The sequence below is a fragment of the Mycobacterium sp. genome (assembly GCF_050701515.1).
Taxonomy (GTDB): domain Bacteria; phylum Actinomycetota; class Actinomycetes; order Mycobacteriales; family Mycobacteriaceae; genus Mycobacterium.
In genome coordinates, this window is sequence record NZ_JBOGDB010000137.1 from 42,568 (window position 1) to 62,143 (window position 19,576).

At 68.0% G+C, this 19,576-nt stretch carries 20 protein-coding genes and 1 pseudogene; 18 read left to right on the plus strand and 3 right to left on the minus strand.

Annotated features, from left to right (window positions below; translation table 11 throughout):
* Positions 1-2: 2 nt before the first annotated feature.
* Positions 3-767, minus strand: coding sequence for an ABC transporter ATP-binding protein (locus ACRDU5_RS11490; RefSeq protein ID WP_526614639.1), 765 nt, complete (start codon positions 765-767; stop codon positions 3-5).
* A gap of 29 nt (positions 768-796) precedes the next feature.
* On the opposite strand from ACRDU5_RS11490, the gene ACRDU5_RS11495 reads away from it, so the two are divergent.
* The 8 genes and pseudogenes from ACRDU5_RS11495 to recN all read left to right on the plus strand — a co-directional run bounded on the left by ACRDU5_RS11495 (position 797) and on the right by recN (position 8,461).
* Positions 797-1,438 carry a DNA-3-methyladenine glycosylase gene (locus tag ACRDU5_RS11495; protein WP_526614640.1) on the plus strand — a complete coding sequence of 214 codons (642 nt, stop codon included), beginning with the start codon at positions 797-799 and terminating at the stop codon, positions 1,436-1,438.
* Positions 1,439-1,477: 39 nt separating this feature from the next.
* Positions 1,478-2,749, plus strand: coding sequence for a tyrosine--tRNA ligase (gene tyrS, locus ACRDU5_RS11500; RefSeq protein WP_526614743.1), 1,272 nt, complete (start codon positions 1,478-1,480; stop codon positions 2,747-2,749).
* A 266-nt stretch (positions 2,750-3,015) separates the two neighbouring features.
* Positions 3,016-3,755 (plus strand): annotated as a pseudogene (locus ACRDU5_RS11505) (tetratricopeptide repeat protein).
* 1 nt (position 3,756) lies between these two features.
* The gene (locus ACRDU5_RS11510; RefSeq protein ID WP_526614641.1) at positions 3,757-4,773 is read left to right on the plus strand and encodes an HAD-IIA family hydrolase; all 1,017 of its coding nucleotides are present in this window, start codon (positions 3,757-3,759) and stop codon (positions 4,771-4,773) included.
* A 13-nt stretch (positions 4,774-4,786) separates the two neighbouring features.
* Positions 4,787-4,969: a hypothetical protein gene (locus tag ACRDU5_RS11515; protein ID WP_526614642.1), complete on the plus strand. Its 183-nt coding sequence runs from the start codon at positions 4,787-4,789 to the stop codon at positions 4,967-4,969.
* Positions 4,966-5,775: a TlyA family RNA methyltransferase gene (locus ACRDU5_RS11520; RefSeq protein ID WP_526614643.1), complete on the plus strand. Its 810-nt coding sequence runs from the start codon at positions 4,966-4,968 to the stop codon at positions 5,773-5,775. Before ACRDU5_RS11515 ends, ACRDU5_RS11520 begins: the two co-directional genes overlap by 4 nt.
* Complete coding sequence (locus tag ACRDU5_RS11525; RefSeq protein WP_526614644.1) at positions 5,772-6,695, plus strand: NAD kinase; 924 nt, start codon at positions 5,772-5,774, stop codon at positions 6,693-6,695. The genes ACRDU5_RS11520 and ACRDU5_RS11525 overlap by 4 nt, the downstream gene beginning before the upstream one ends.
* On the plus strand, positions 6,695-8,461 hold the full coding sequence (gene recN, locus ACRDU5_RS11530; protein ID WP_526614744.1) for a DNA repair protein RecN: 1,767 nt from the start codon (positions 6,695-6,697) through the stop codon (positions 8,459-8,461). The genes ACRDU5_RS11525 and recN overlap by 1 nt, the downstream gene beginning before the upstream one ends.
* Positions 8,462-8,465: 4 nt before the next feature.
* Here the strand turns inward: recN and ACRDU5_RS11535 are convergent, their stop codons facing one another.
* Positions 8,466-9,041 (minus strand): TetR/AcrR family transcriptional regulator, encoded by a 576-nt coding sequence (locus tag ACRDU5_RS11535; protein WP_526614645.1) that lies wholly within the window; start codon positions 9,039-9,041, stop codon positions 8,466-8,468.
* A 31-nt stretch (positions 9,042-9,072) separates the two neighbouring features.
* Here ACRDU5_RS11535 and ACRDU5_RS11540 point away from each other — a divergent pair, with 31 nt between their 5' ends.
* The 7 genes from ACRDU5_RS11540 to ACRDU5_RS11570 all read left to right on the plus strand — a co-directional run bounded on the left by ACRDU5_RS11540 (position 9,073) and on the right by ACRDU5_RS11570 (position 16,317).
* Complete coding sequence (locus tag ACRDU5_RS11540) at positions 9,073-9,453, plus strand: VOC family protein (RefSeq protein WP_526614646.1); 381 nt, start codon at positions 9,073-9,075, stop codon at positions 9,451-9,453.
* 92 nt (positions 9,454-9,545) lie between these two features.
* Entirely contained in the window at positions 9,546-10,730 is a 1,185-nt protein-coding gene (gene steA, locus ACRDU5_RS11545; protein ID WP_526614647.1) for a putative cytokinetic ring protein SteA, read from the plus strand.
* Positions 10,731-10,741: 11 nt separating this feature from the next.
* Complete coding sequence (locus ACRDU5_RS11550; RefSeq protein WP_526614648.1) at positions 10,742-11,683, plus strand: copper transporter; 942 nt, start codon at positions 10,742-10,744, stop codon at positions 11,681-11,683.
* Between the two features lie 135 nt (positions 11,684-11,818).
* Complete coding sequence (gene pyrG / locus ACRDU5_RS11555; protein WP_526614650.1) at positions 11,819-13,591, plus strand: CTP synthase; 1,773 nt, start codon at positions 11,819-11,821, stop codon at positions 13,589-13,591.
* Positions 13,584-14,216 (plus strand): NUDIX domain-containing protein, encoded by a 633-nt coding sequence (locus ACRDU5_RS11560; RefSeq protein ID WP_526614651.1) that lies wholly within the window; start codon positions 13,584-13,586, stop codon positions 14,214-14,216. Before pyrG ends, ACRDU5_RS11560 begins: the two co-directional genes overlap by 8 nt.
* The gene (xerD, locus tag ACRDU5_RS11565; protein WP_526614652.1) at positions 14,203-15,150 is read left to right on the plus strand and encodes a site-specific tyrosine recombinase XerD; all 948 of its coding nucleotides are present in this window, start codon (positions 14,203-14,205) and stop codon (positions 15,148-15,150) included. Before ACRDU5_RS11560 ends, xerD begins: the two co-directional genes overlap by 14 nt.
* A gap of 33 nt (positions 15,151-15,183) precedes the next feature.
* The gene (locus ACRDU5_RS11570; RefSeq protein WP_526614653.1) at positions 15,184-16,317 is read left to right on the plus strand and encodes a flavin-containing monooxygenase; all 1,134 of its coding nucleotides are present in this window, start codon (positions 15,184-15,186) and stop codon (positions 16,315-16,317) included.
* Here ACRDU5_RS11570 and ACRDU5_RS11575 read toward each other — a convergent pair.
* Positions 16,306-17,058, minus strand: coding sequence for an O-methyltransferase (locus ACRDU5_RS11575; RefSeq protein WP_526614654.1), 753 nt, complete (start codon positions 17,056-17,058; stop codon positions 16,306-16,308). The genes ACRDU5_RS11570 and ACRDU5_RS11575 overlap by 12 nt on opposite strands.
* A gap of 144 nt (positions 17,059-17,202) precedes the next feature.
* Here ACRDU5_RS11575 and ACRDU5_RS11580 point away from each other — a divergent pair, with 144 nt between their 5' ends.
* The 3 genes from ACRDU5_RS11580 to scpB are packed head-to-tail and all read left to right on the plus strand — an operon-like array spanning position 17,203 to position 19,575.
* On the plus strand, positions 17,203-18,063 hold the full coding sequence (locus tag ACRDU5_RS11580) for a ParA family protein (RefSeq protein WP_526614745.1): 861 nt from the start codon (positions 17,203-17,205) through the stop codon (positions 18,061-18,063).
* On the plus strand, positions 18,060-18,896 hold the full coding sequence (locus tag ACRDU5_RS11585; protein WP_526614655.1) for a segregation/condensation protein A: 837 nt from the start codon (positions 18,060-18,062) through the stop codon (positions 18,894-18,896). Before ACRDU5_RS11580 ends, ACRDU5_RS11585 begins: the two co-directional genes overlap by 4 nt.
* Entirely contained in the window at positions 18,889-19,575 is a 687-nt protein-coding gene (gene scpB / locus ACRDU5_RS11590) for an SMC-Scp complex subunit ScpB (protein ID WP_526614656.1), read from the plus strand. The genes ACRDU5_RS11585 and scpB overlap by 8 nt, the downstream gene beginning before the upstream one ends.
* The last annotated feature ends 1 nt before the right edge of the window (position 19,576 follow it).

Consider the following 19,576-nt stretch of genomic DNA (forward strand, 5'->3'; position numbering starts at 1 on the left):
ACCTATCCGGCTTGGCGTTCGGTGCTGCGCCGGATGATCGACAGAAACGCGTCCTCCAGTGACGTGCATCCCGTTTCCTCTCGTAGTCGGGTCGGTGTGGTGTGGGCGACCATCTGGCCTTCGCGCATCAGCAGCAGATCGCCGCAATGATCGGCTTCGTCCATCACGTGGCTGGACACCACAAGCGTTGTGCCCGCTCGGGCCAAGTCATCGAACTGGTCCCACAGGTCGGCGCGCAGCACGGGGTCCAGCCCTACGGTGGGCTCGTCCAGCACCAGCAGATCGGGATGACAGACCAGCGCGCAGGCCAACGAGACCCGGGTGCGTTGTCCGCCAGACAGGTTGGCGCAGTACGCGGTGCGGTGATCCTCCAGTCCGACCGCCTTGATGGCGGCATCGGCGGCACCGGCGTCCATGCCATAAAGCGACGCAAAGTAGCGGACGTTGTCGACGATGCGCAGGTCGTCGTAAATGGTCGGGTCCTGAGGCAAGTATCCGACCCGCCTGCGCAGGGGAGCGGAACCGGCCGGTTGCCCGAGCACCGTGACACTGCCCGCGGCGATGATCTGGGTGCCGACGATGCTGCGCATCAACGTGGTCTTGCCGCAGCCCGAAGGCCCGAGCAGGCCGGTGATGGTGCCGCGCGCAATCTGGACCGATAGGTCGTGAATGGCCGGCCGCTTACCGCGGATAACGCGCAGGTGGTCGATGACGACGACCGGCTCGACGCCCCGCCTAAGTAATTCATCACTCGATGAAGTCATCATATGGTGAATATTGCTCCCCGCTGATCGGCATGTCAAGGGCGGCGGGCAGAATCGCCCCGGTGACCCCCAGGCTGTTGCCCGTCGAACCGGTCGCGGCCGCTGGGCGCCTGCTGGGGGCCGCCCTCACCGGCCGCGATGTGAGCGCGATGATCGTGGAGGTCGAGGCGTACGGCGGGCCACCGGACGGGCCCTGGCCGGACGCCGCGTCGCATTCGTTCCGGGGTCGGCGCGGGCGCAACGCCGTCATGTTCGGGCCTGCCGGCCGGCTGTACACGTATCGCAGCCACGGCATTCATGTCTGCGCGAACGTGGTCTGCGGCTATGACGGCGTCGCCGGGGCGGTGCTGCTGCGGGCCGCCGCGGTGGAGGCGGGTTTGGACGTCGCCCGCGTTCGTCGTGGCGATTCGGTTCGTCCGGCGGCCTTGGCCCGCGGACCGGGCAATCTGTGCGCGGCGCTGGGAATCACCATGGACGACAACGGGATTGACCTGTTCGATGCCCACAGCCCGATCCAGCTCACGCTGGCGGAAGTACACGCTGGCGCTGACGGCCCGCGCGTCGGCGTCAGCCAGGCTGCCGACCGGTCATGGCGGTTCTGGCTGGCCGGCCGACCCGAGGTGTCGCTGTATCGGCGCAGCCCGCGGGCACCCGCTCCCGGTGAAAGCGATTGATGCGGGAAGATCGACACCGTGACGTCCAAGGCCACCACCATCCTCGACGAGCTGGACTGGCGTGGGCTGATTGCGCAGTCCACCGATCGGGACGCGCTGGCAGAGCAGCTGGCGGCCGGACCCATCACCGTCTATTCGGGGTTCGACCCGACCGCGCCGAGCCTGCATGCGGGGCACCTGATCCCGCTGCTGACCCTGAGACGCTTTCAGCAGGCGGGCCACCGTCCGATCGTGCTGGCCGGTGGCGCCACCGGCATGATCGGCGACCCGCGGGAGACCGGCGAACGCACTTTGACCAACGCCACGACCGTCGCCGAGTGGACCGACCGGATCCGCGGCCAGCTCGAGCGGTTCGTCGACTTCGACGACTCACCATCCGGCGCCATCGTCGAGAACAACCTGACGTGGACCAGCGACATGTGGGCGATCGAGTACCTGCGCGACATCGGCAAGCACTTCTCGGTCAACGTGATGCTCGACCGCGACACGGTTAGGCGGCGGCTGGAGGGCGAGGGCATCTCCTACACCGAGTTCAGCTACATGCTGCTGCAGGCCAACGATTACGTTGAACTGCACCGCCGCTACGGGTGCACGCTGCAGATCGGCGGCTCCGATCAATGGGGCAACATCATCGCCGGCGTGCGGCTGGTTCGCCAGAAGGAGGGCGCGACGGTACACGCGCTCACCACACCGCTGGTGACCGATTCAGAAGGCAACAAGTTCGGAAAATCGACCGGGGGCGGCAACCTGTGGCTGGACCCCGACATGACCAGCCCGTACGCCTGGTACCAGTACTTCATCAATACCGCCGACGCCGATGTCGTCGACTACCTGCGCTGGTTCACCTTCCTGCCGCCCGACGAGCTGGCCGAACTGGAGCGGGCCACCGCCGACAGGGCGCACGAGCGGGCCGCGCAGCGCCGGCTGGCCCAAGAGCTCACCACGCTGGTGCACGGCGAGGCACAGCTCAAGGCGGCCGAACATGCCAGCCAGGCGCTGTTCGGCCGGGGCGAGTTGTCCGAGTTGGACGAGCCGACGCTGGCGGCGGCGCTGCGCGAGGCCAGCAATCACCATGTGGCCGAACTGAAGCCGGGCGGCCCAGACGGAATCACCGACCTGCTAGTGGCCAGCGGTTTGGCCGAGAGCAAAGGGGCCGCGCGGCGCACCGTCGCCGAAGGGGGCGCCTACGTCAACAACGTTCGGATCGAGACAGACGAGTGGGTGCCACAGCCGTCGGACTACCTGCACGGCCGCTGGCTGGTGCTGCGCCGGGGCAAGCGGAATATCGCCGGCGTGGAACGCGTCGGGTGAATTGCGTTGGCTTCAGCGGACTTTGGTCGCCTCCAACTCGCCGTAGGCCGTTTGCTGCCGACCGTTCCGGGACGGTAACAGCAAATACACAGCTGGGGCACAGAATGGCGAATGGTGCAGTCCAGCGGCCAATTGGCAGCGAGCCGTATCCTGACACGAGTCTTGATGGCGAAAGGTTCCAGTGGTTGACAACAGATCAGGTGGCGAGCGTCGGCAGTCTCGCGGCGGCAATGGAAGTGGCCCCCGCGGTCCGCAATGGCGGGGGAATCGTTCCCAGGCGCCGCGGTCGTCGGGGCCCAACCGCGCTCGTTCCGCTCAGCCAAGACCGGACGCATCACCCGAACGAAGCGGGCCGGTGCTGCCGCCGGATATCGAAGCCCGGCAGCTCTCCCCAGAGGTTCGCCGCGAACTCACCACCCTGGACCGCGCCACCGCCGATTTCGTGGCCCGCCATCTGGTTGCCGCCGGCGAGCAGATCGACGAGGATCCCGAGGCGGCCCTGGAGCATGCCCAGGCGGCCCGGGCCCGGTCGGGACGGATCGCCGCGGTCCGCGAGGCCGTCGGCATCGCCGCATATCGTTGCGGGGACTGGGCGCAGGCACTCGCCGAGCTGCGTGCGGCCCGCCGGCTGGGCAGCAAGTCGCCGCTGCTGCCGCTGCTCGCCGACTGCGAGCGAGGGGTCGGCCGTCCCGAGCGTGCGATCGAGTTGGCCCGCACCCCCGAGGCCACGCAGCTCACCGGCGACGACGCCGACGAACTACGCATCGTCGTGGCAGGCGCCCGCTCCGACTTAGGACAGCGCGAGCAGGCTCTGGCGATTCTCTCGACGCCGCAACTGGATCCGACCCGGACCGGCCAGACCGCCGCGCGCCTGTTCTACACCTACGCTGAAACGCTGCTTGCACTGGGCAGGGAGGAAGAGGCGCTGCAGTGGTTCATCAACGCGGCCGCCGCGGACACCGAGGGCGTGACCGACGCCGAAGAGCGGATCACGGAGCTCGGCTGACGTGACGACCCTTGCCCAAGAACACGATTGCCTGCTCCTCGACCTCGACGGCACCGTTTTCCGTGGACACGAACCCACCGCCGGAGCCGTCGAGACGCTGGCGGCCGTCACCGCCCGCACGTTGTACGTCACCAACAACGCTTCCCGTGGACCCAGCGAGGTCGCCCAGCACCTGCGCGCCATGGGTTTCACCGCCACCCCCGACGACGTCGTTACCAGCGCGCAGAGTGCCGCTCATCTGCTGGCGGAGCAGTTACTGCCGGGCGCGCCGGTGCTCATCGTCGGCACCGAATCACTGGCCGCCGAAGTCCGAAACGTGGGCCTCAAGCCCGTCCGGTTGTGGTTTGACGAACCCGTCGCGGTCGTGCAGGGCCATTCACCGGAGACCGCATGGCCGGACCTGGCCGAGGCCGCACTTGCCATCCGCAGCGGCGCGCTGTGGGTGGCGGCGAACGTCGATCTCACGCTGCCCTCCGAACGAGGTCTGCTGCCGGGCAACGGCTCGATGGTCGCGGCGCTGCGAGCGGCCACCGACCGCAAGCCGCAGGTCGCCGGAAAGCCGCAGCCGACACTGCTGACAGATGCATTGGCCCGCGGCAATTTTCGCACTCCGCTGGTGGTCGGTGATCGGCTCGACACCGACATCGCGGGTGCCAACGCGGCCGGTCTGCCCAGCCTGTTGGTGCTCACCGGGGTCAGTACCGTCCGCGATACCGTGCGCGCCGTGGCCGGCGAGCGACCCAATTACATCGCCACCGACCTGCGCTCGCTGTACAGCCGGGCCGACGCGCTTCGAGTGGCGCCGCATCCGGCCTGGCGCATCGAAATCGGCCCGGGGGCGGTGACGGTGTATTCGACGGGCAGCGAGCCGAGGGACCCGCTGGCGGTGGTGCGTGCCACCGCCAGCGCGGTGTGGAGTGCCGACCTCGACGGGAGACCCGTGCAGGTCGCCGCCGGCGACTACCCGGCCCGTAAGGCGCTGGAGCGTTGGTCGCTGCTGACAGGCCCGATCGACTAGCGTGAACACCGATATGAGTACCGATCCTGACCAGATCCGCGCCCAGATCGCGGCGTTGCTGGCCCAGCTGCCCGACACCGACAGCGCCGACTCCGCCGAGGCGGATATCGACGCCATCGCAGCGCGATTGGAAGAGGCCCACGAACTTCTGGTGAACGCGCTGGAATCGGTCGAAAAGGGTTCGGCGGGCGAATGACACGGCGGGCTCGTGTTGATGCCGAGCTGGTGCGCCGTGGGTTGGCGCGTTCGCGTCAGCAGGCGGCGGAGTTGATCGGTGCCGGGCGGGTCAGCATCGACGGCATGCCGGCGGCCAAACCCGCAACGGCGATCGCGGTGAGCGCCACGCTCACGGTGGAAGGCTCCGGCGAACGCTCCTGGGTGTCGCGCGGCGCCCACAAGCTGATCGGCGCACTGGACGCCTTCGCGATTTCGGCAACCGCCGCCCGCTGCCTGGATGCCGGCGCTTCGACGGGCGGATTCACCGAGGTGCTGTTGGACCGTGGTGCCGGCGAAGTCGTGGCGGTCGACGTCGGCTACGGGCAGCTGGCGTGGTCGCTGCGCACGGATCCGCGAGTGACGGTGGCCGAACGCACCAACGTGCGTGAGTTGACCGCGGACGCCATCGGTGGCCCCGTCGACCTGGTGGTCGCCGATCTGTCGTTCATCCCGCTGGCGACGGTGTTGCCCGCGCTCATCTCGTGCGCGGGCGACGACGCCGATATCGTTCCCATGGTGAAGCCACAGTTCGAGGTGGGCAAGGATCATGTCGGCGCCGGCGGGGTCGTCTCCGACCCGCACCTGCGCGCCGGCGCGGTGCTGGCCGTCGCAGGCCGGGCCGCCGAACTGAACTGGCACACCGTCGGCGTCACCGCGAGCCCGCTGCCGGGCCCGTCGGGCAATGTCGAATACTTCCTGCACCTGCGCGCCCGGCCCGACCATCGGTTGCACGGTGAAGAGCTCGAGCGGGCCGTGCGACGCGCCGTCGCCGAGGGACCGCAATGAGCCAGGACCGCACCATCCTATTGGTGGTGCACACCGGACGCGACGAGGCCACCGAGACGGCACGCCGGGTGGAAAAAGTGCTCGGCGACAACGGGATTGCCCTGCGGGTGTTGTCGGCCGAGGCGGTTGACCGCGGCCCGGTGCACCTTGCGCCCGACGACATGCGCGCGCTCGGCGTCGATATCGAGGTGGTGGACGCCGACGAACGCGCCGCCGAAGGGTGCGAGCTCGTCCTCGTCCTCGGCGGCGACGGCACCTTCCTGCGCGCCGCCGAACTCGCCCGCAATGTCGAGATCCCGGTGCTGGGCGTCAATCTGGGCCGCATCGGTTTCCTCGCCGAAACTGAGGCGGACTCAATCGACACGGTTCTCGACCATGTCATCACGTGCGACTACCGCGTCGAGGAGCGCATGACGCTCGACGTCGTGGTCCGCGTCGAAGGCCGGATCGTGAACCGTGGCTGGGCGCTCAACGAGGCCAGCCTGGAGAAGGGTCCGCGGCTCGGCGTGCTGGGTGTCGTCCTGGAAGTCGACGGCCGTCCGGTCTCGGCGTTTGGCTGCGACGGCGTGCTGGTCGCGACGCCGACGGGGTCGACCGCGTGGGCGTTCTCGGCGGGCGGGCCGATCGTATGGCCGGATCTGGAAGCGATCCTGGTGGTCCCCAACAACGCGCATGCGCTGTTCGCCCGGCCCATGGTGACCAGCCCGGCCGCCGCCATCGCCATCGAGATCGAGGCCGACGGCCATGACGCACTGGTGTTCTGCGACGGTCGCCGCGAGATGGTGGTGCCCGCGGGCGGCCGCCTCGAGGTGACGCGCTGCGGCACACCGCTGAAGTGGGTGCGACTGGACAGCGCCCCGTTCACCGACCGCCTGGTGCGGAAGTTCCGGCTGCCGGTCACGGGTTGGCGCGGACAGTAGTGCTCGCCGAGATCCGAATCGAGTCGCTGGGCGCCATCGGCACGGCGACCGCCGAATTCGACCGCGGGCTGACCGTGCTGACCGGGGAGACCGGTACCGGGAAGACGATGGTGGTGACCGGCCTGCACCTGCTCGGCGGTGCGCGCGCGGACGCCACCCGGATCCGGTCTGGCGCCGATCGCGCCGTGGTGGAAGGCCGATTCAGCACGGCCGAGCTCGGCGACGAAGTGGTCGCCCAGGTCGACGTGATCCTCGACTCGTCGGGTGCGGAGCGCGACGAGGACGGCAGCGTCATCGCGGCGCGGTCGGTCAGCCGCGACGGACCCTCACGGGCCTACCTCGGCGGCCGCAGCGTGCCCGCCAAGTCGTTGAGCGGCTTCACCACTGAGTTACTCGCCCTGCACGGCCAGAACGATCAGCTGCGGCTGATGCGCGCCGACGAACAGCGTGCCGCGCTGGACCGCTTCGCCGACGTCGGGCCGCTGCTGCAGCGGTATCGCAAGCTGCGCGGAGCCTGGCAGGACGCCCGGCGGGATCTGGCCGATAGGACGCAGCGGGCAAGGGAATTGGCGCAGGAGGCCGATCGGCTGAAGTTCGGCATCGGCGAGGTCGATGCGGTCGATCCCCAGCCTGGCGAGGACGATGCGCTCGTCGACGACATCCGGCGGCTCTCCGAGCTCGACGCGTTGCGGGAAGCCGCGCAGGTCGCGCGGTCGGCGTTGTCCGGCGCGCTGGACGACGCGGTGGAGTCGGACGCGATGTCGGCTGTCGACGGTGTCGGGCAGGCGAAGTCGGCGCTGGAAGCCACCGACGACAATGCGCTGCGGGCGCTCGGCGCGCGGCTCGGGGAGGCATTGGCCGTCATCGGTGACGTGGCCGCGGAGCTTGGCGACTTCCTGACCGAACTGCCCACCGATGCCAGCACCTTGGAGACCAAGCTGGCGCGGCAGAGCGAGTTGCGGGTGCTGACGCGCAAATACGCCGCAGACATCGACGGGGTGCTGGCGTGGGCCCGCGGGTCGCGGGAAAGGCTCGCGCAGTTGGACGTGTCCGAGGAGGCGCTCGCCGAGCTGGAGCGACAGGTCGTCGAGCTCGACACCCAACTCGTCACCGCGGCAACCGAACTCACCAAGGCGCGCACGAAGGCGGCCAAGGGTCTGGCCAAGGCGGTGACCGCCGAGCTGTCCGGACTGGCGATGGCCGACGCCGAGTTCACCGTGGCAGTGGCGCCGCTGGCCGCACGGGCAGACGACTCCGCGCGGCTCACGCTGCCGTCCGGCGTGCCGGTGCATGCCGGTCACGATGGCACCGACGCCGTGGAGTTCGGTTTTGCCGCGCACCCGGGCACCGACGTGCTGCCGCTGAACAAGAGCGCATCGGGAGGTGAACTGTCCCGGGTGATGCTGGCGTTGGAGGTCGTTCTGGCCGCGTCCGCCGAGGGCACCACGATGGTCTTCGACGAGGTCGACGCCGGCGTCGGAGGGCGTGCCGCGGTGCAGATCGGTCGGCGGCTGGCCCGGCTGGCGCGCACCCACCAGGTCATCGTCGTCACGCACTTGCCGCAGGTCGCCGCATACGCCGACATCCATCTCGTCGTCGACAGCGCCGGCCGCACCAAGGCCAGCGGGGTCCGTCGGATCGACGGCGACGATCGGGTGGCCGAACTGGCCCGCATGCTGGCCGGACTCGGCGAATCGGACAGCGGGCGGGCGCACGCGCGGGAACTGCTCGAAGCGGCACAGCAACTGCGCTCGGGCAGCGACTAAGGCGTCATTGCCCGAGCACGGTGCCCATCAGGCTTGTGATGAACGCCGCGTCGAGGGCGTCGTCGGTCATCAGTCGGCGATAGAACAGCGCGCCCGATAGCGCCGCGGATGCGGCGTCCGGGTCGATGCGGTCCGAAAATTCCCCACTCGCAACGCCTGCGGCGATCGTGTCGGTCTGCCGCCGACGCCGTTGCGCCGAGTACCGGTGGAAGAACTCGCGCACGGCCGAATCGTTGTCGGTGGCGTGAACCAACGCGGGAATGCAGGCCGCCACCGGCGAGTCGGTGAGTGCCCGCGCAAGATGCCTCATTAGCAACTCGACCCGCTGCCGAGCCGTGCCGGCGACGAGTTCGCGTTCCGGGTCGGGTTGTACGTTGAGCGTCTCGAGCGCATCGGCGATCAACGCGGCCTTGTCCGGCCAGTGCCGGTATACGGTGCTTCGCCCGACTCCGGCCCGCGCCGCTACCGACTCCATCCGGAAGCCCGCGTAACCCACCCTCGCGAACTCGTCGAGGGCAGCGCGGCAGATCACCCGTCGGGAGTGGCCGACGCGCGGATCGGGCTGACGTGAGTGGGACACTTCTGTATCATAAACCCTAGGAGGTGCAAAGATGACCGACATCAGTGTTCGCTACATCGTCGATGACGTCGATGCTGCGGTGGACTTCTACACATCCCAGTTCCAGTTCGAGGTGGCGATGCACCCGGGCCCGGGCTTCGCGATGCTCCGTCGCGGTGAATTGCGGCTGCTGCTGAATTCGCCAGGCGGTGGAGGCGGCGCCGGCCAGCCGCTCGCCGATGGCAGCCGGCCGGAACCTGGTGGCTGGAACCGATTTCAGCTGCAGGTCGATGATTTGGACGACGCCGTAGCCAGCCTGCGGAAGGCCGACGTGAATCTTCGCGGCGACGTGATCACCGGCAGAGGCGGCCGTCAGGCGCTCGTAGTTGATCCAGCCGGCAACCTGGTGGAGCTGTTCCAGCCGTTGGAATGAGCCTGTGACAGCTGTGACAAGAGGTAACTTCTGGGGCTAATGTTACGGCGCGCCTCCCCCTGCTGATTGGTCTTCGCCGACAGAATCGGCCCATGAAGATGTCAGCGCTGTTAACCCGTAATGCCAGCTCACGGCCGGGCGTCACCGGCACGGCCCGCGTGGACCGCGACATCGATCGGCTGCTGCAGCGCGTCGGACCCGGAGACATTGTGGTGATCGACGCGCTGGATCTCGACCGGATCACCGCCGATGCGCTGGTCGAAGCCGATATCGCCGCCGTGGTCAATGCGTCGCCGTCGATCTCCGGGCGCTATCCCAACCTGGGGCCCGAGGTGCTTGTCACCAACGGCGTCACGCTGATCGACGAGACCGGCCCGGAGGTCTTCAAGAAGGTCAAGGACGGGGCCAGGGTCCGGCTGCACGACGGCGGGGTGTACGCGGGCGACCGTCGGCTGATTCTCGGTACCGAGCGCACCGACCACGAGATCCACGAGCTGATGCACGAGGCCAAGAGCGGTCTGGTGGCCCACCTGGAGGCGTTCGCCGGAAACACCATCGAATTCATCCGCAGTGAAAGCCCGCTGCTGATCGACGGCATCGGCATCCCCGACATCGACGTCAACCTCAATCGCCGCCATGTCGTGATCGTCGCCGAGGAACCCAGCGCCGGCTACGACCTGAAGGCCCTCAAGCCCTTCATCAAGGAGTATCAACCCGTGATGATCGGCGTCGGCGGCGGCGCGGATGTGCTGCGCAGGGCGGGATATCGGCCGCAGCTCATCGTCGGCGATCCCGACCTGATCAGCGCGGAGGTGTTGCGGTGCGGCGCCCAGGTGGTGATCCCGGCCGACGCGGATGGTCACGCGGCCGGACTGGAGCGCATCCAGGACCTCGGCGTGGGGGCGATGACCTTCCCCGCGGCGGGCTCGGCCGCCGACCTGGCGCTGCTGCTGGCCGACCATCACGGCGCGTCGCTGATCGTCACCGCCGGCCACACCGCCAGCATCGAAGAATTCTTCGATCGGTCCCGCCAGCACAGCAACCCGTCGACGTTCCTGACCCGGCTCAAGGTCGGAGAGAAGCTGGTCGACGCCAAGGCGGTCGCCACCCTGTATCGCAGCCGGGTGTCCGGCGGAGCCATCGCCCTGCTGGTGCTGGCCATGCTGGTCGCGGTGATCGTCGCGCTGTGGGTATCGCGCGCGGATGTCGCGGTGCTGGACTGGGTCGGTGACTACTGGAACCGCTTCTCGCTGTGGGTACAGGGCTGGACCACCTAGGTCGTGCAGCAGTGATATCCCTACGCACACATGCGATTTCACTGGCCGCGGTATTCCTCGCGCTCGCAGTGGGGGTGGCGCTCGGTTCCGGTCTGCTATCCAACACGGTGCTGTCCGGGCTGCGTGATGACAAGCACGAGTTGCAGAACCAGATCAACGTGCTCGCCGACCAGAAGAACGCACTCAACGAAAAGCTGAGTGCCGCCGGAGAATTCGATGCGCAGATGTCGCCGCGGATCCTGCGTGACACCTTGTCGGGCAAATCCGTCGTGGTCTTTCGCACCCCGGACGCCGCAGACGACGAGGTCGACGCGATATCGCGAATGGTGCAGCAGGCCGGCGGCACGGTGACCGGGACGGTGTCACTGACCCAGGAGTTCGTCGACGCCAACTCCGCGGAGAAGCTGCTCTCGGTGGTGAACTCGCCGATCGTTCCCGCCGGGGCGCAGCTGAGCACCCAGGCGGTGGACCAGGGCTCGCAGGCCGGCGACCTGTTGGGCATCGCGCTTCTGATGAGCAAGGATCCCGCCGTCGCCGCGGTCAACGACCAGCAGCGCGACACCGTGCTGGCGGCGCTGCGCGAAAGCGGGTTCGTCACCTACGGCAACGAGCGGATCGGGGCGGCGAACACGGCGCTGATCGTCACCGGCGGCGGGTTGGGCGACGACGCGGGGAACAAGGGCGCCACGGTCGCCCGGTTCGCCGCCGGGCTGGCACCGCACGGTTCCGGCACCGTCATCGCGGGCCGGGACGGCTCCGCATCGGGGACCGCCGCGGTGGCGGTGACGAGGTCCGACGCCGGCCTGACGGCCGCGGTGAGCACCGTCGACGATGTCGACACCGAGTCCGGGCGCCTCACCACGGTGCTGGCCCTGCACGACCTGATCACCGGGGGTCCGCCCGGCCAGTACGGCATCGGCCAGGGCGCCACGTCGGTGACCGTTCCGCAATAGCCGGCGCGTCGCGCACGGCGCGTCAGCGACGCCTTGTCGGCGTCGGTGTTAGGGTTAAGTTCCGTGGGTCGGCAGGCCCCGAGCTAGGCCCCAGCCTAGAAAAGTAAGCCCTGCCCGTCGTCACGGAGGTTGCTCTTGCCAGCGTTACGCAAGCACCCGCAAACCGCCACCAAGCATATCTTTGTCACTGGCGGCGTGGTTTCATCGCTCGGGAAGGGCCTCACCGCGTCCAGCCTCGGGCAGTTGCTGACCACGCGCGGCTTGCACGTGACGATGCAGAAGCTGGACCCGTATCTCAACGTCGATCCGGGCACCATGAATCCGTTCCAGCACGGCGAGGTGTTCGTCACCGAGGACGGCGCCGAGACCGACCTCGATGTCGGACACTACGAACGGTTCCTGGACCGCAACTTGTCCGGGTCGGCGAATGTGACGACGGGACAGGTGTATTCGTCGGTGATCGCCAAGGAGCGCCGCGGCGAGTATCTCGGCGACACCGTTCAGGTGATCCCGCACATCACCGATGAAATCAAGAGCCGGATCCTGGCGATGGCGGAGCCTGACGCCGACGGGAACCGACCGGACGTGGTGATCACCGAAATCGGCGGCACGGTAGGCGATATCGAGTCTCTGCCGTTCCTGGAGGCCGCGCGCCAGGTGCGCCACGAGGTCGGCCGGGAGAACTGCTTTTTCCTGCACTGCTCGCTGGTCCCGTATATGGCACCATCCGGTGAACTCAAGACCAAGCCGACCCAGCATTCGGTCGCCGCGCTGCGCAGCATCGGTATTACCCCCGACGCGTTGATTCTGCGCTGCGACCGCGATGTGCCCGAACCGCTGAAGAACAAGATCGCGCTGATGTGCGACGTCGACATCGATGGCGTGATCTCCACGCCGGATGCGCCGTCGATCTACGACATTCCCAAGGTGCTGCACCGCGAAGAACTCGACGCCTATGTGGTGCGGCGGCTGAATCTACCATTCCGCGATGTCGACTGGACCGAGTGGGACGACCTGCTGCGCCGGGTACACGAGCCGCAGGAGACCGTGCGGATCGCGCTGGTGGGCAAGTACATTGACCTCTCCGACGCTTACCTCTCGGTCGCCGAGGCGCTGCGCGCCGGCGGCTTCAAGCACCGCGCCAAGGTCGAGCTGCGGTGGGTGGCCTCCGATGACTGCGAAACCGACAGCGGGGCCGCCGCGGTGCTCAGCGAGGCGCACGCCGTGCTGATTCCCGGCGGATTCGGCATCCGGGGCATCGAGGGGAAGATCGGCGCCATCCGCTATGGCCGTAAGCGCGGTCTGCCGGTACTGGGCCTGTGCCTCGGCTTGCAGTGCATCGTCATCGAAGCCGCCCGCTCGGTCGGGCTCACCGAGGCCAACTCTGCGGAGTTCGATCCGTCCACACCCGATCCGGTGATCTCCACAATGGCCGACCAACGCGACGCTGTCGCGGGGGAGGCGGACCTGGGTGGCACCATGCGACTGGGTGCCTATCCCGCTGTGCTCCAACCGGATTCCATTGTGGCGCAGGCGTATGAGACCACCGAGGTATCCGAACGGCACCGGCATCGCTACGAGGTCAACAACTCCTATCGCGACCGCATCGCCGAGAGCGGGCTGCGGTTCTCCGGAACCTCACCCGACGGGCATCTGGTCGAGTTCGTCGAGTATTCCGCCGACGTGCACCCGTTCATCGTCGGAACCCAGGCTCATCCGGAGTTGAAGAGCCGTCCCACCCGCCCGCACCCGCTGTTCGTGGCGTTCATCGGTGCGGCACTGGACTACAAGGCCGGCGAGCGATTGCCGGTGGAGATCCCCGAACAGCGAGCGAACGGAGCCGAGCACCAGGAGGATGGGCAGCTGCTGCAAGATGCCCCGCTCGAAAAATCTCGGGTCCGTGGCTGATCACGACTTCGAGACCGTCGCCTCCGAAACTATCCACGTCGGAAAGATTTTCGCGTTGCGCGGCGACGAGGTCCGGATGCCCGGCGGCAACACCGCCAGACGCGAAGTCGTGGAGCATTACGGCGCGGTTGCCGTCCTCGCCAAAGACGACGACGAGAACATCGTGCTGGTGTACCAGTACCGCCATCCGGTGGGGCGCCGGCTTTGGGAACTGCCCGCCGGACTGCTCGACCTCGGCGGGGAGCCGCCGCACGTCACCGCCGCCCGTGAACTGAAGGAAGAGGCCGGGTTGACCGCGCAGAACTGGCGCGTGCTCGTCGACCTCGTCACCGCGCCAGGTTTCAGCGACGAGGGGGTGCGGGTGTATTTGGCCACCGCACTGACGGATGTCGGCAGGCCCACGGCCCACGACGAGGAAGCCGACCTCGAGCTGCGGTGGTTCTCCCTCGACGAGGCGGTGCGGATGGTGATCAGCGGCGAGATCGTCAACTCCATTGCGGTGGGCGGAATTCTGGCCGCGCACGCCGCGCGCGACGATATCGGTGCGCTGCGCCCGGTCGACGCGGAGTGGGTCGACAAGTCGGGGGCGTTCGCTCGCCGAAAGGGCACGCATGACGACGTTTAAGCCTGCCCTCGACGACCAGGTGCGGGGGTATCTCGATCACCTGAAGATCGAGCGTGGCGTCGCCGCCAACACGTTGAGCTCCTACCGGCGAGACCTGCGTCGCTATACCGAGCACCTGACGCCGCGCGGCATCGACGACCTGGCCAACGTCACCGAGGCCGACGTCAGTGACTTCCTGGCTGCGCTGCGCCGCGGCGACCCGGACACCGGAGCGGCCGCGCTGTCGGCGGTGTCGGCGGCCCGCGCGTTGATCGCCGTCCGCGGATTGCACCGCTTCGCCGCTGCCGAGGGACTCACCGAACTCGACGTGGCCCGGGCGGTCAAACCGCCGACGCCGAGCAGGCGGCTGCCCAAGAGCCTGACCATCGACGAGGTGCTGGCTTTACTGGAAGGTGCCGGGGGCGACAGTGACGCGGACGGCCCGCTGACGCTGCGCAATCGCGCGCTGCTGGAGCTGCTGTACTCGACCGGGGCGCGGATCTCGGAGGCGGTCGGGCTCGACGTCGACGACATCGACACCCAGGCCCGCTCGGTGCTGTTGCGCGGCAAGGGCGGAAAGCAGCGGCTGGTTCCGGTCGGCCGTCCGGCGGTGAGCGCGCTGGACGCCTACCTGGTGCGCGGCCGGCCCGATCTGGCCCGGCGCGGCAAGGGCACCCCGGCGATCTTCCTGAACGCTCGCGGTGGGCGGTTGTCGCGGCAGAGCGCATGGCAGGTGCTGCAGGACGCCGCCGAACGGGCCGGCATCACCGCCGCGGTGTCGCCACACGTGCTGCGGCACTCCTTCGCCACCCATCTACTCGACGGCGGGGCCGACGTCAGGGTGGTGCAGGAACTGCTCGGCCACGCGTCGGTCACCACGACGCAGATCTACACGCTCGTCACCGTGCACGCGCTGAGGGAGGTCTGGGCGGGAGCCCATCCGCGGGCGCGTTGAACGATCGGGCGCGGTGCCTCGTAGGGAATGGGTATGAGCGAGCACGACGTTGTGATCATCGGCGCCGGCCCGGCCGGTATCGCGATGGCGGTCAGCCTGCGCGACCGCGGACGGCGCCCACTGGTCATCGACCGGGCCGACAAGGTCGGTGCTTCCTGGCGGGGCCGGTACGACCGACTCAAACTCAACACCGGCCGCCCGTTCTCACATCTGCCGAATCGGCGGTATCCGAAGGGAACGCCGATGTTCCCGCACCGCGACGATGTCATCGCCCACCTGGAACGGCACGCCCACGAGGACGGGATCGAGCTGCGTCTGGGCACCGAGGTCTATCGCATCGACCGCAGGGCGCGGGAGTGGCGACTGGAGACCTCGGCGGGTGATATCGACGCGCGCCAGGTGGTGATCGCGAACGGAAACGAGCACACGCCGCGGATTCCCGACTGGCCAGGCACCGACGAGACCATGGTGGAGATGCTGCACTCGTCGGCGTACCGCAATCCCGCCCCGTACTCGGGCAAGCGAGTTCTGGTGATCGGCACCGGTTCGTCGGGGATGGAGATCGCACACGACCTCGTGACGGGCGGAGCGGCGCAAGTGTGGCTGGCGGTCCGCACGCCGCCGCACATCCTGCTGCGCTCGCTGCCCGGCGGCCTGCCGGGTGACCTGATTTCCCTGCCGCTGTACCACAGCCCGATCCGCATCGCCGATGCCGTCAGCCGGGCGGCGCGGAAGGCCAACCTCGGTGATCTCAGCGGGTTCGGATTGCCGTTCCCCGCGGATGGCGTGTTTTCCAGCGTCAAACGTTGCGAAAAAGTCCCCGCCTTGGTCGATATGGACGTCATCGATGCCATCAGGGACGGATCGATCGAGGTGGTCCCGACGGTCGAGTCCTTCGACGGGGACAAGGTCGTGCTGGTGGACGGATCGCGGCTGGATCCGCACGCCGCCATTCTGGCCACCGGGTTTGTCCGTGGCCTTGAACCGCTGGTCGGTCATCTCGGAGTGCTCGACGCGAACGGCAAACCGGTCGTCATCGGGGAAACGCCCGCCGCCGAGGGCTTGCGCTTTCTCGGATACTTGGTCCGGCCGTCGGTCATCGGCGTGTGCGCAAAGTTGTCGCGCCGGATGGCGAAGCGAATAGACCGGGAATTGTCAGCCGGCTAGGTACTCCGACTCCAGCACCAGATCGGGGATCAACGTCTGATACTCGGCGTGGGTCTTGTGTTCGACGGTGTTCCACTGCTTGCCCTGCTGCTGGTGCATGTACTCGCGGTATTTCGGCGCGCCGGGGAAGCGGACGTTGTCGGCGAACGCGATCGAGCCCTGATGGAGCCAGCCGCGGTCGATGATGCTCGCCAGATCGGGCACGTAGGCGTTCTTGTCGTGATCGAGGAACACGAAGTCGAGGTTGCCGGCGGCGAAACCCTGCTCGGCGAGTGCGCCTAGGGTGCGCCCGCCGTCGCCGATGGTGCCGACCACGCACGTCACCCGGTCGCCCACCCCGGCGTGCGCCCAGATGCGGCGGGCGATCTCGGCGTTGGCCTCGGCCAGCTCGACCGAGAACACCTTGGCCGACGGCGCGGCCCTGGCGATCCGCAGCGAGCCGTAGCCGCAGTAGGTGCCCAGCTCCAGGGCCAGCTTCGGGTTGGCGCGGCGGACGGCGGCGTCGAGCAGCTCGCCCTTCTCGTCGCCGACGTTGATCAGAAACGACTTCTCATAGGCGAATTTGTCGATGGCGGCGATCACGTCATCGATGTCGCCCTGCCGGGCATTGGCCACCACGTAGTCGGCCGCAGCGGCCTCCCGTCCGTCGCCGATCTGACCCGTCGCGAAGAGGTTGCGCAGGCCGATCGCCATCCGAATGATCGACCAACGCAACAATGGCATCCGCTGCTTCAAGCTCATGGCGCCCACCCTAGGCCCGCCGCAGACCGAATCGAGGGATACGTTGCAGCGGGTCTGCCGGTGCTGGCCTGCGCGCCCCGTTAAACTTTCCCGGATGTTCGCCATGCCTGTGGTTTTTCCGACCAGCGACGGTCGGGCATGGGCATGACCGACGAAGGCGGCGGCGCAGAACTTGGCCTGACCGGCCGAACGCCGCGGACCATTCCCGAGCCCAAGCCCAAGAGCAAGCACGGGCCGGCCAAGGTCCTCGCGATGTGCAACCAGAAGGGCGGCGTCGGCAAGACCACTTCGGCCATCAACCTGGGAGCCAGCCTCGCCGAATACGGCCGCCGGGTGTTGCTGGTGGACATGGATCCGCAGGGCGCGCTGTCGGCCGGGCTGGGGGTTCCGCATTACGAGCTGGAACACACCATCCACAACCTGCTGGTCGAGCCGCGGGTATCCATCGACGACGTGCTGATCAAGACCCGGGTCAAGCACATGGACCTGGTGCCGAGCAACATCGACCTGTCAGCGGCGGAGATCCAGCTGGTCAACGAGGTCGGCCGCGAGCAGGCATTGGCCCGCTCGCTGCATCCGGTGCTGGACCGCTACGACTACGTGCTGATCGACTGCCAGCCGTCGCTCGGTCTGCTCACCGTGAACGGACTGGCGTGCTCGGACGGCGTGATCATCCCGACCGAATGCGAGTACTTTTCGCTGCGCGGGCTGGCGCTGCTGAACGACACGGTCGACAAGGTGCACGACCGGCTGAATCCGCGGCTGTCCATCGGCGGCATCCTGATCACCCGCTACGACCCGCGCACCGTCAACGCCCGCGAAGTGATGGCCCGCGTCCTGGAGCGGTTCGGTGACCTGGTGTTCGACACCGTCATCACCCGCACGGTGCGGTTCCCGGAGACCAGCGTCGCCGGCGAGCCGATCACTTCGTGGGCGCCGAAATCCGGTGGCGCCGAGGCATACCGCTCGCTGGCCCGCGAGGTCATCGACCGGTTCGGTTCGTGAACACTACCGAGGCCAGACCGGAGGAATCCCCGCAGGCAGGTTTCCAGGTCCGGCTGAGCAATTTCGAGGGTCCGTTCGATCTGCTGTTACAGCTGATCTTCGCGCATCGCCTCGACGTCACCGAGGTGGCGCTGCATCAGGTTACCGACGATTTCATCGCCTACACCAAGGCCATCGGCCCGCAGCTCGAGCTGGACGAGACGACGGCTTTCCTGGTGATCGCGGCGACGCTGCTGGATCTCAAGGCCGCCCGGCTGCTGCCCGCCGGTGAGGTCCACGACGAGGAAGACCTGGCGCTGCTCGAGGTGCGCGACCTGTTGTTCGCGCGGCTGCTGCAATACCGGGCGTTCAAGCACGTCGCGGAGATGTTCGCCGAACTCGAGGCCGCCGCGCTGCGCAGCTACCCGCGCTCGGTGTCGTTGGAGGAGCGTTACGAAGAACTGCTGCCGGAGGTGATGCTGGGGGTCGACGCGCATTTGTTCGCCCAGATCGCGGCGAGCGCGTTCACCCCGCGGCCGGTGCCGACGGTGGCCACCGAGCATCTGCATGAGCTGATGGTGTCGGTGCCGGAACAGGCCGAGCGGCTGCTGACCGAGTTGGAACGCCGCGGGGTTGGGCAGTGGGCCACCTTCGCCGAGTTGGTCGCCGACTGCCGGGAGCCGATTCTGATCGTCGGGCGGTTCCTGGCGCTGCTCGAGCTGTATCGGGCGCGGGCGGTAGCATTTGATCAATCTGAACCGCTTGGTGTGCTCCAGGTTTCATGGACCGGAGATCGGCCACCCAGTGACGACGTGGCAACCACTGAGACGGTGGAAGAGCGAAACGATGACTGACGACATTCCGGATCTCGATCTGGACATCGATGTTGACACCCCGCCCGAGCTGGACGACTCCGAACTCGGCGCGGTGCTGGAGGCGCTGCTGTTGGTGGTGGACACCCCGGTGACCGTCGATGCGCTGGCCGCCGCGACCGAGCAGCCGGCCTACCGGGTGGCGGCCAAGCTGGCGCTGATGGCCGAGGAACTCACCGTCCGCGACAGCGGCATCGACCTGCGCGAGGCGGGCGGTGGCTGGCGGATGTACACCCGGTCCCGGTTCGCGCCGTACGTGGAACGGCTGCTGCTCGACGGCGCCCGATCCAAGCTGACCCGCGCGGCGCTGGAGACGTTGGCGGTGGTGGCGTACCGGCAGCCGGTGACGCGAGCCCGGGTGAGCGCGGTGCGTGGGGTAAATGTGGATGCGGTGATGCGCACGCTGCTGGCCCGCGGGCTGATCACCGAGGCCGGAACCGACCCGGACACCGGTGCCATGACCTTCACGACGACCGAGCTGTTCCTCGAGCGGCTCGGCCTGTCGTCGTTGACCGACCTGCCGGACATCGCGCCGCTGTTGCCCGACGTCGACGTGATCGACGATCTGAGCGAATCGCTGGGCGAGGAGCCACGTTTCGTCAAGCTCAGCGCGCCGCCGTCCGATGACCGGCCGATGTCCTTTGACGTGGACAAAGACTGAG

Bases quoted from the DNA above. Each gene is read 5' to 3' on its own strand.
- ACRDU5_RS11540 (WP_526614646.1), top strand. From the start codon at position 9,073: ATGACCGACATCAGTGTTCGCTACATCGTCGATGACGTCGATGCTGCG.
- ACRDU5_RS11520 (WP_526614643.1), top strand. From the start codon at position 4,966: ATGACACGGCGGGCTCGTGTTGATGCCGAGCTGGTGCGCCGTGGGTTG.
- ACRDU5_RS11515 (WP_526614642.1), top strand. From the start codon at position 4,787: ATGAGTACCGATCCTGACCAGATCCGCGCCCAGATCGCGGCGTTGCTG.
- xerD (WP_526614652.1), top strand. From the start codon at position 14,203: ATGACGACGTTTAAGCCTGCCCTCGACGACCAGGTGCGGGGGTATCTC.
- ACRDU5_RS11495 (WP_526614640.1), top strand. From the start codon at position 797: ATGTCAAGGGCGGCGGGCAGAATCGCCCCGGTGACCCCCAGGCTGTTG.
- scpB (WP_526614656.1), top strand. From the start codon at position 18,889: ATGACTGACGACATTCCGGATCTCGATCTGGACATCGATGTTGACACC.
- ACRDU5_RS11490 (WP_526614639.1), bottom strand. From the start codon at position 767: ATGATGACTTCATCGAGTGATGAATTACTTAGGCGGGGCGTCGAGCCG.
- steA (WP_526614647.1), top strand. From the start codon at position 9,546: ATGAAGATGTCAGCGCTGTTAACCCGTAATGCCAGCTCACGGCCGGGC.
- ACRDU5_RS11580 (WP_526614745.1), top strand. From the start codon at position 17,203: ATGACCGACGAAGGCGGCGGCGCAGAACTTGGCCTGACCGGCCGAACG.
- ACRDU5_RS11575 (WP_526614654.1), bottom strand. From the start codon at position 17,058: ATGAGCTTGAAGCAGCGGATGCCATTGTTGCGTTGGTCGATCATTCGG.
- ACRDU5_RS11570 (WP_526614653.1), top strand. From the start codon at position 15,184: ATGAGCGAGCACGACGTTGTGATCATCGGCGCCGGCCCGGCCGGTATC.
- ACRDU5_RS11525 (WP_526614644.1), top strand. From the start codon at position 5,772: ATGAGCCAGGACCGCACCATCCTATTGGTGGTGCACACCGGACGCGAC.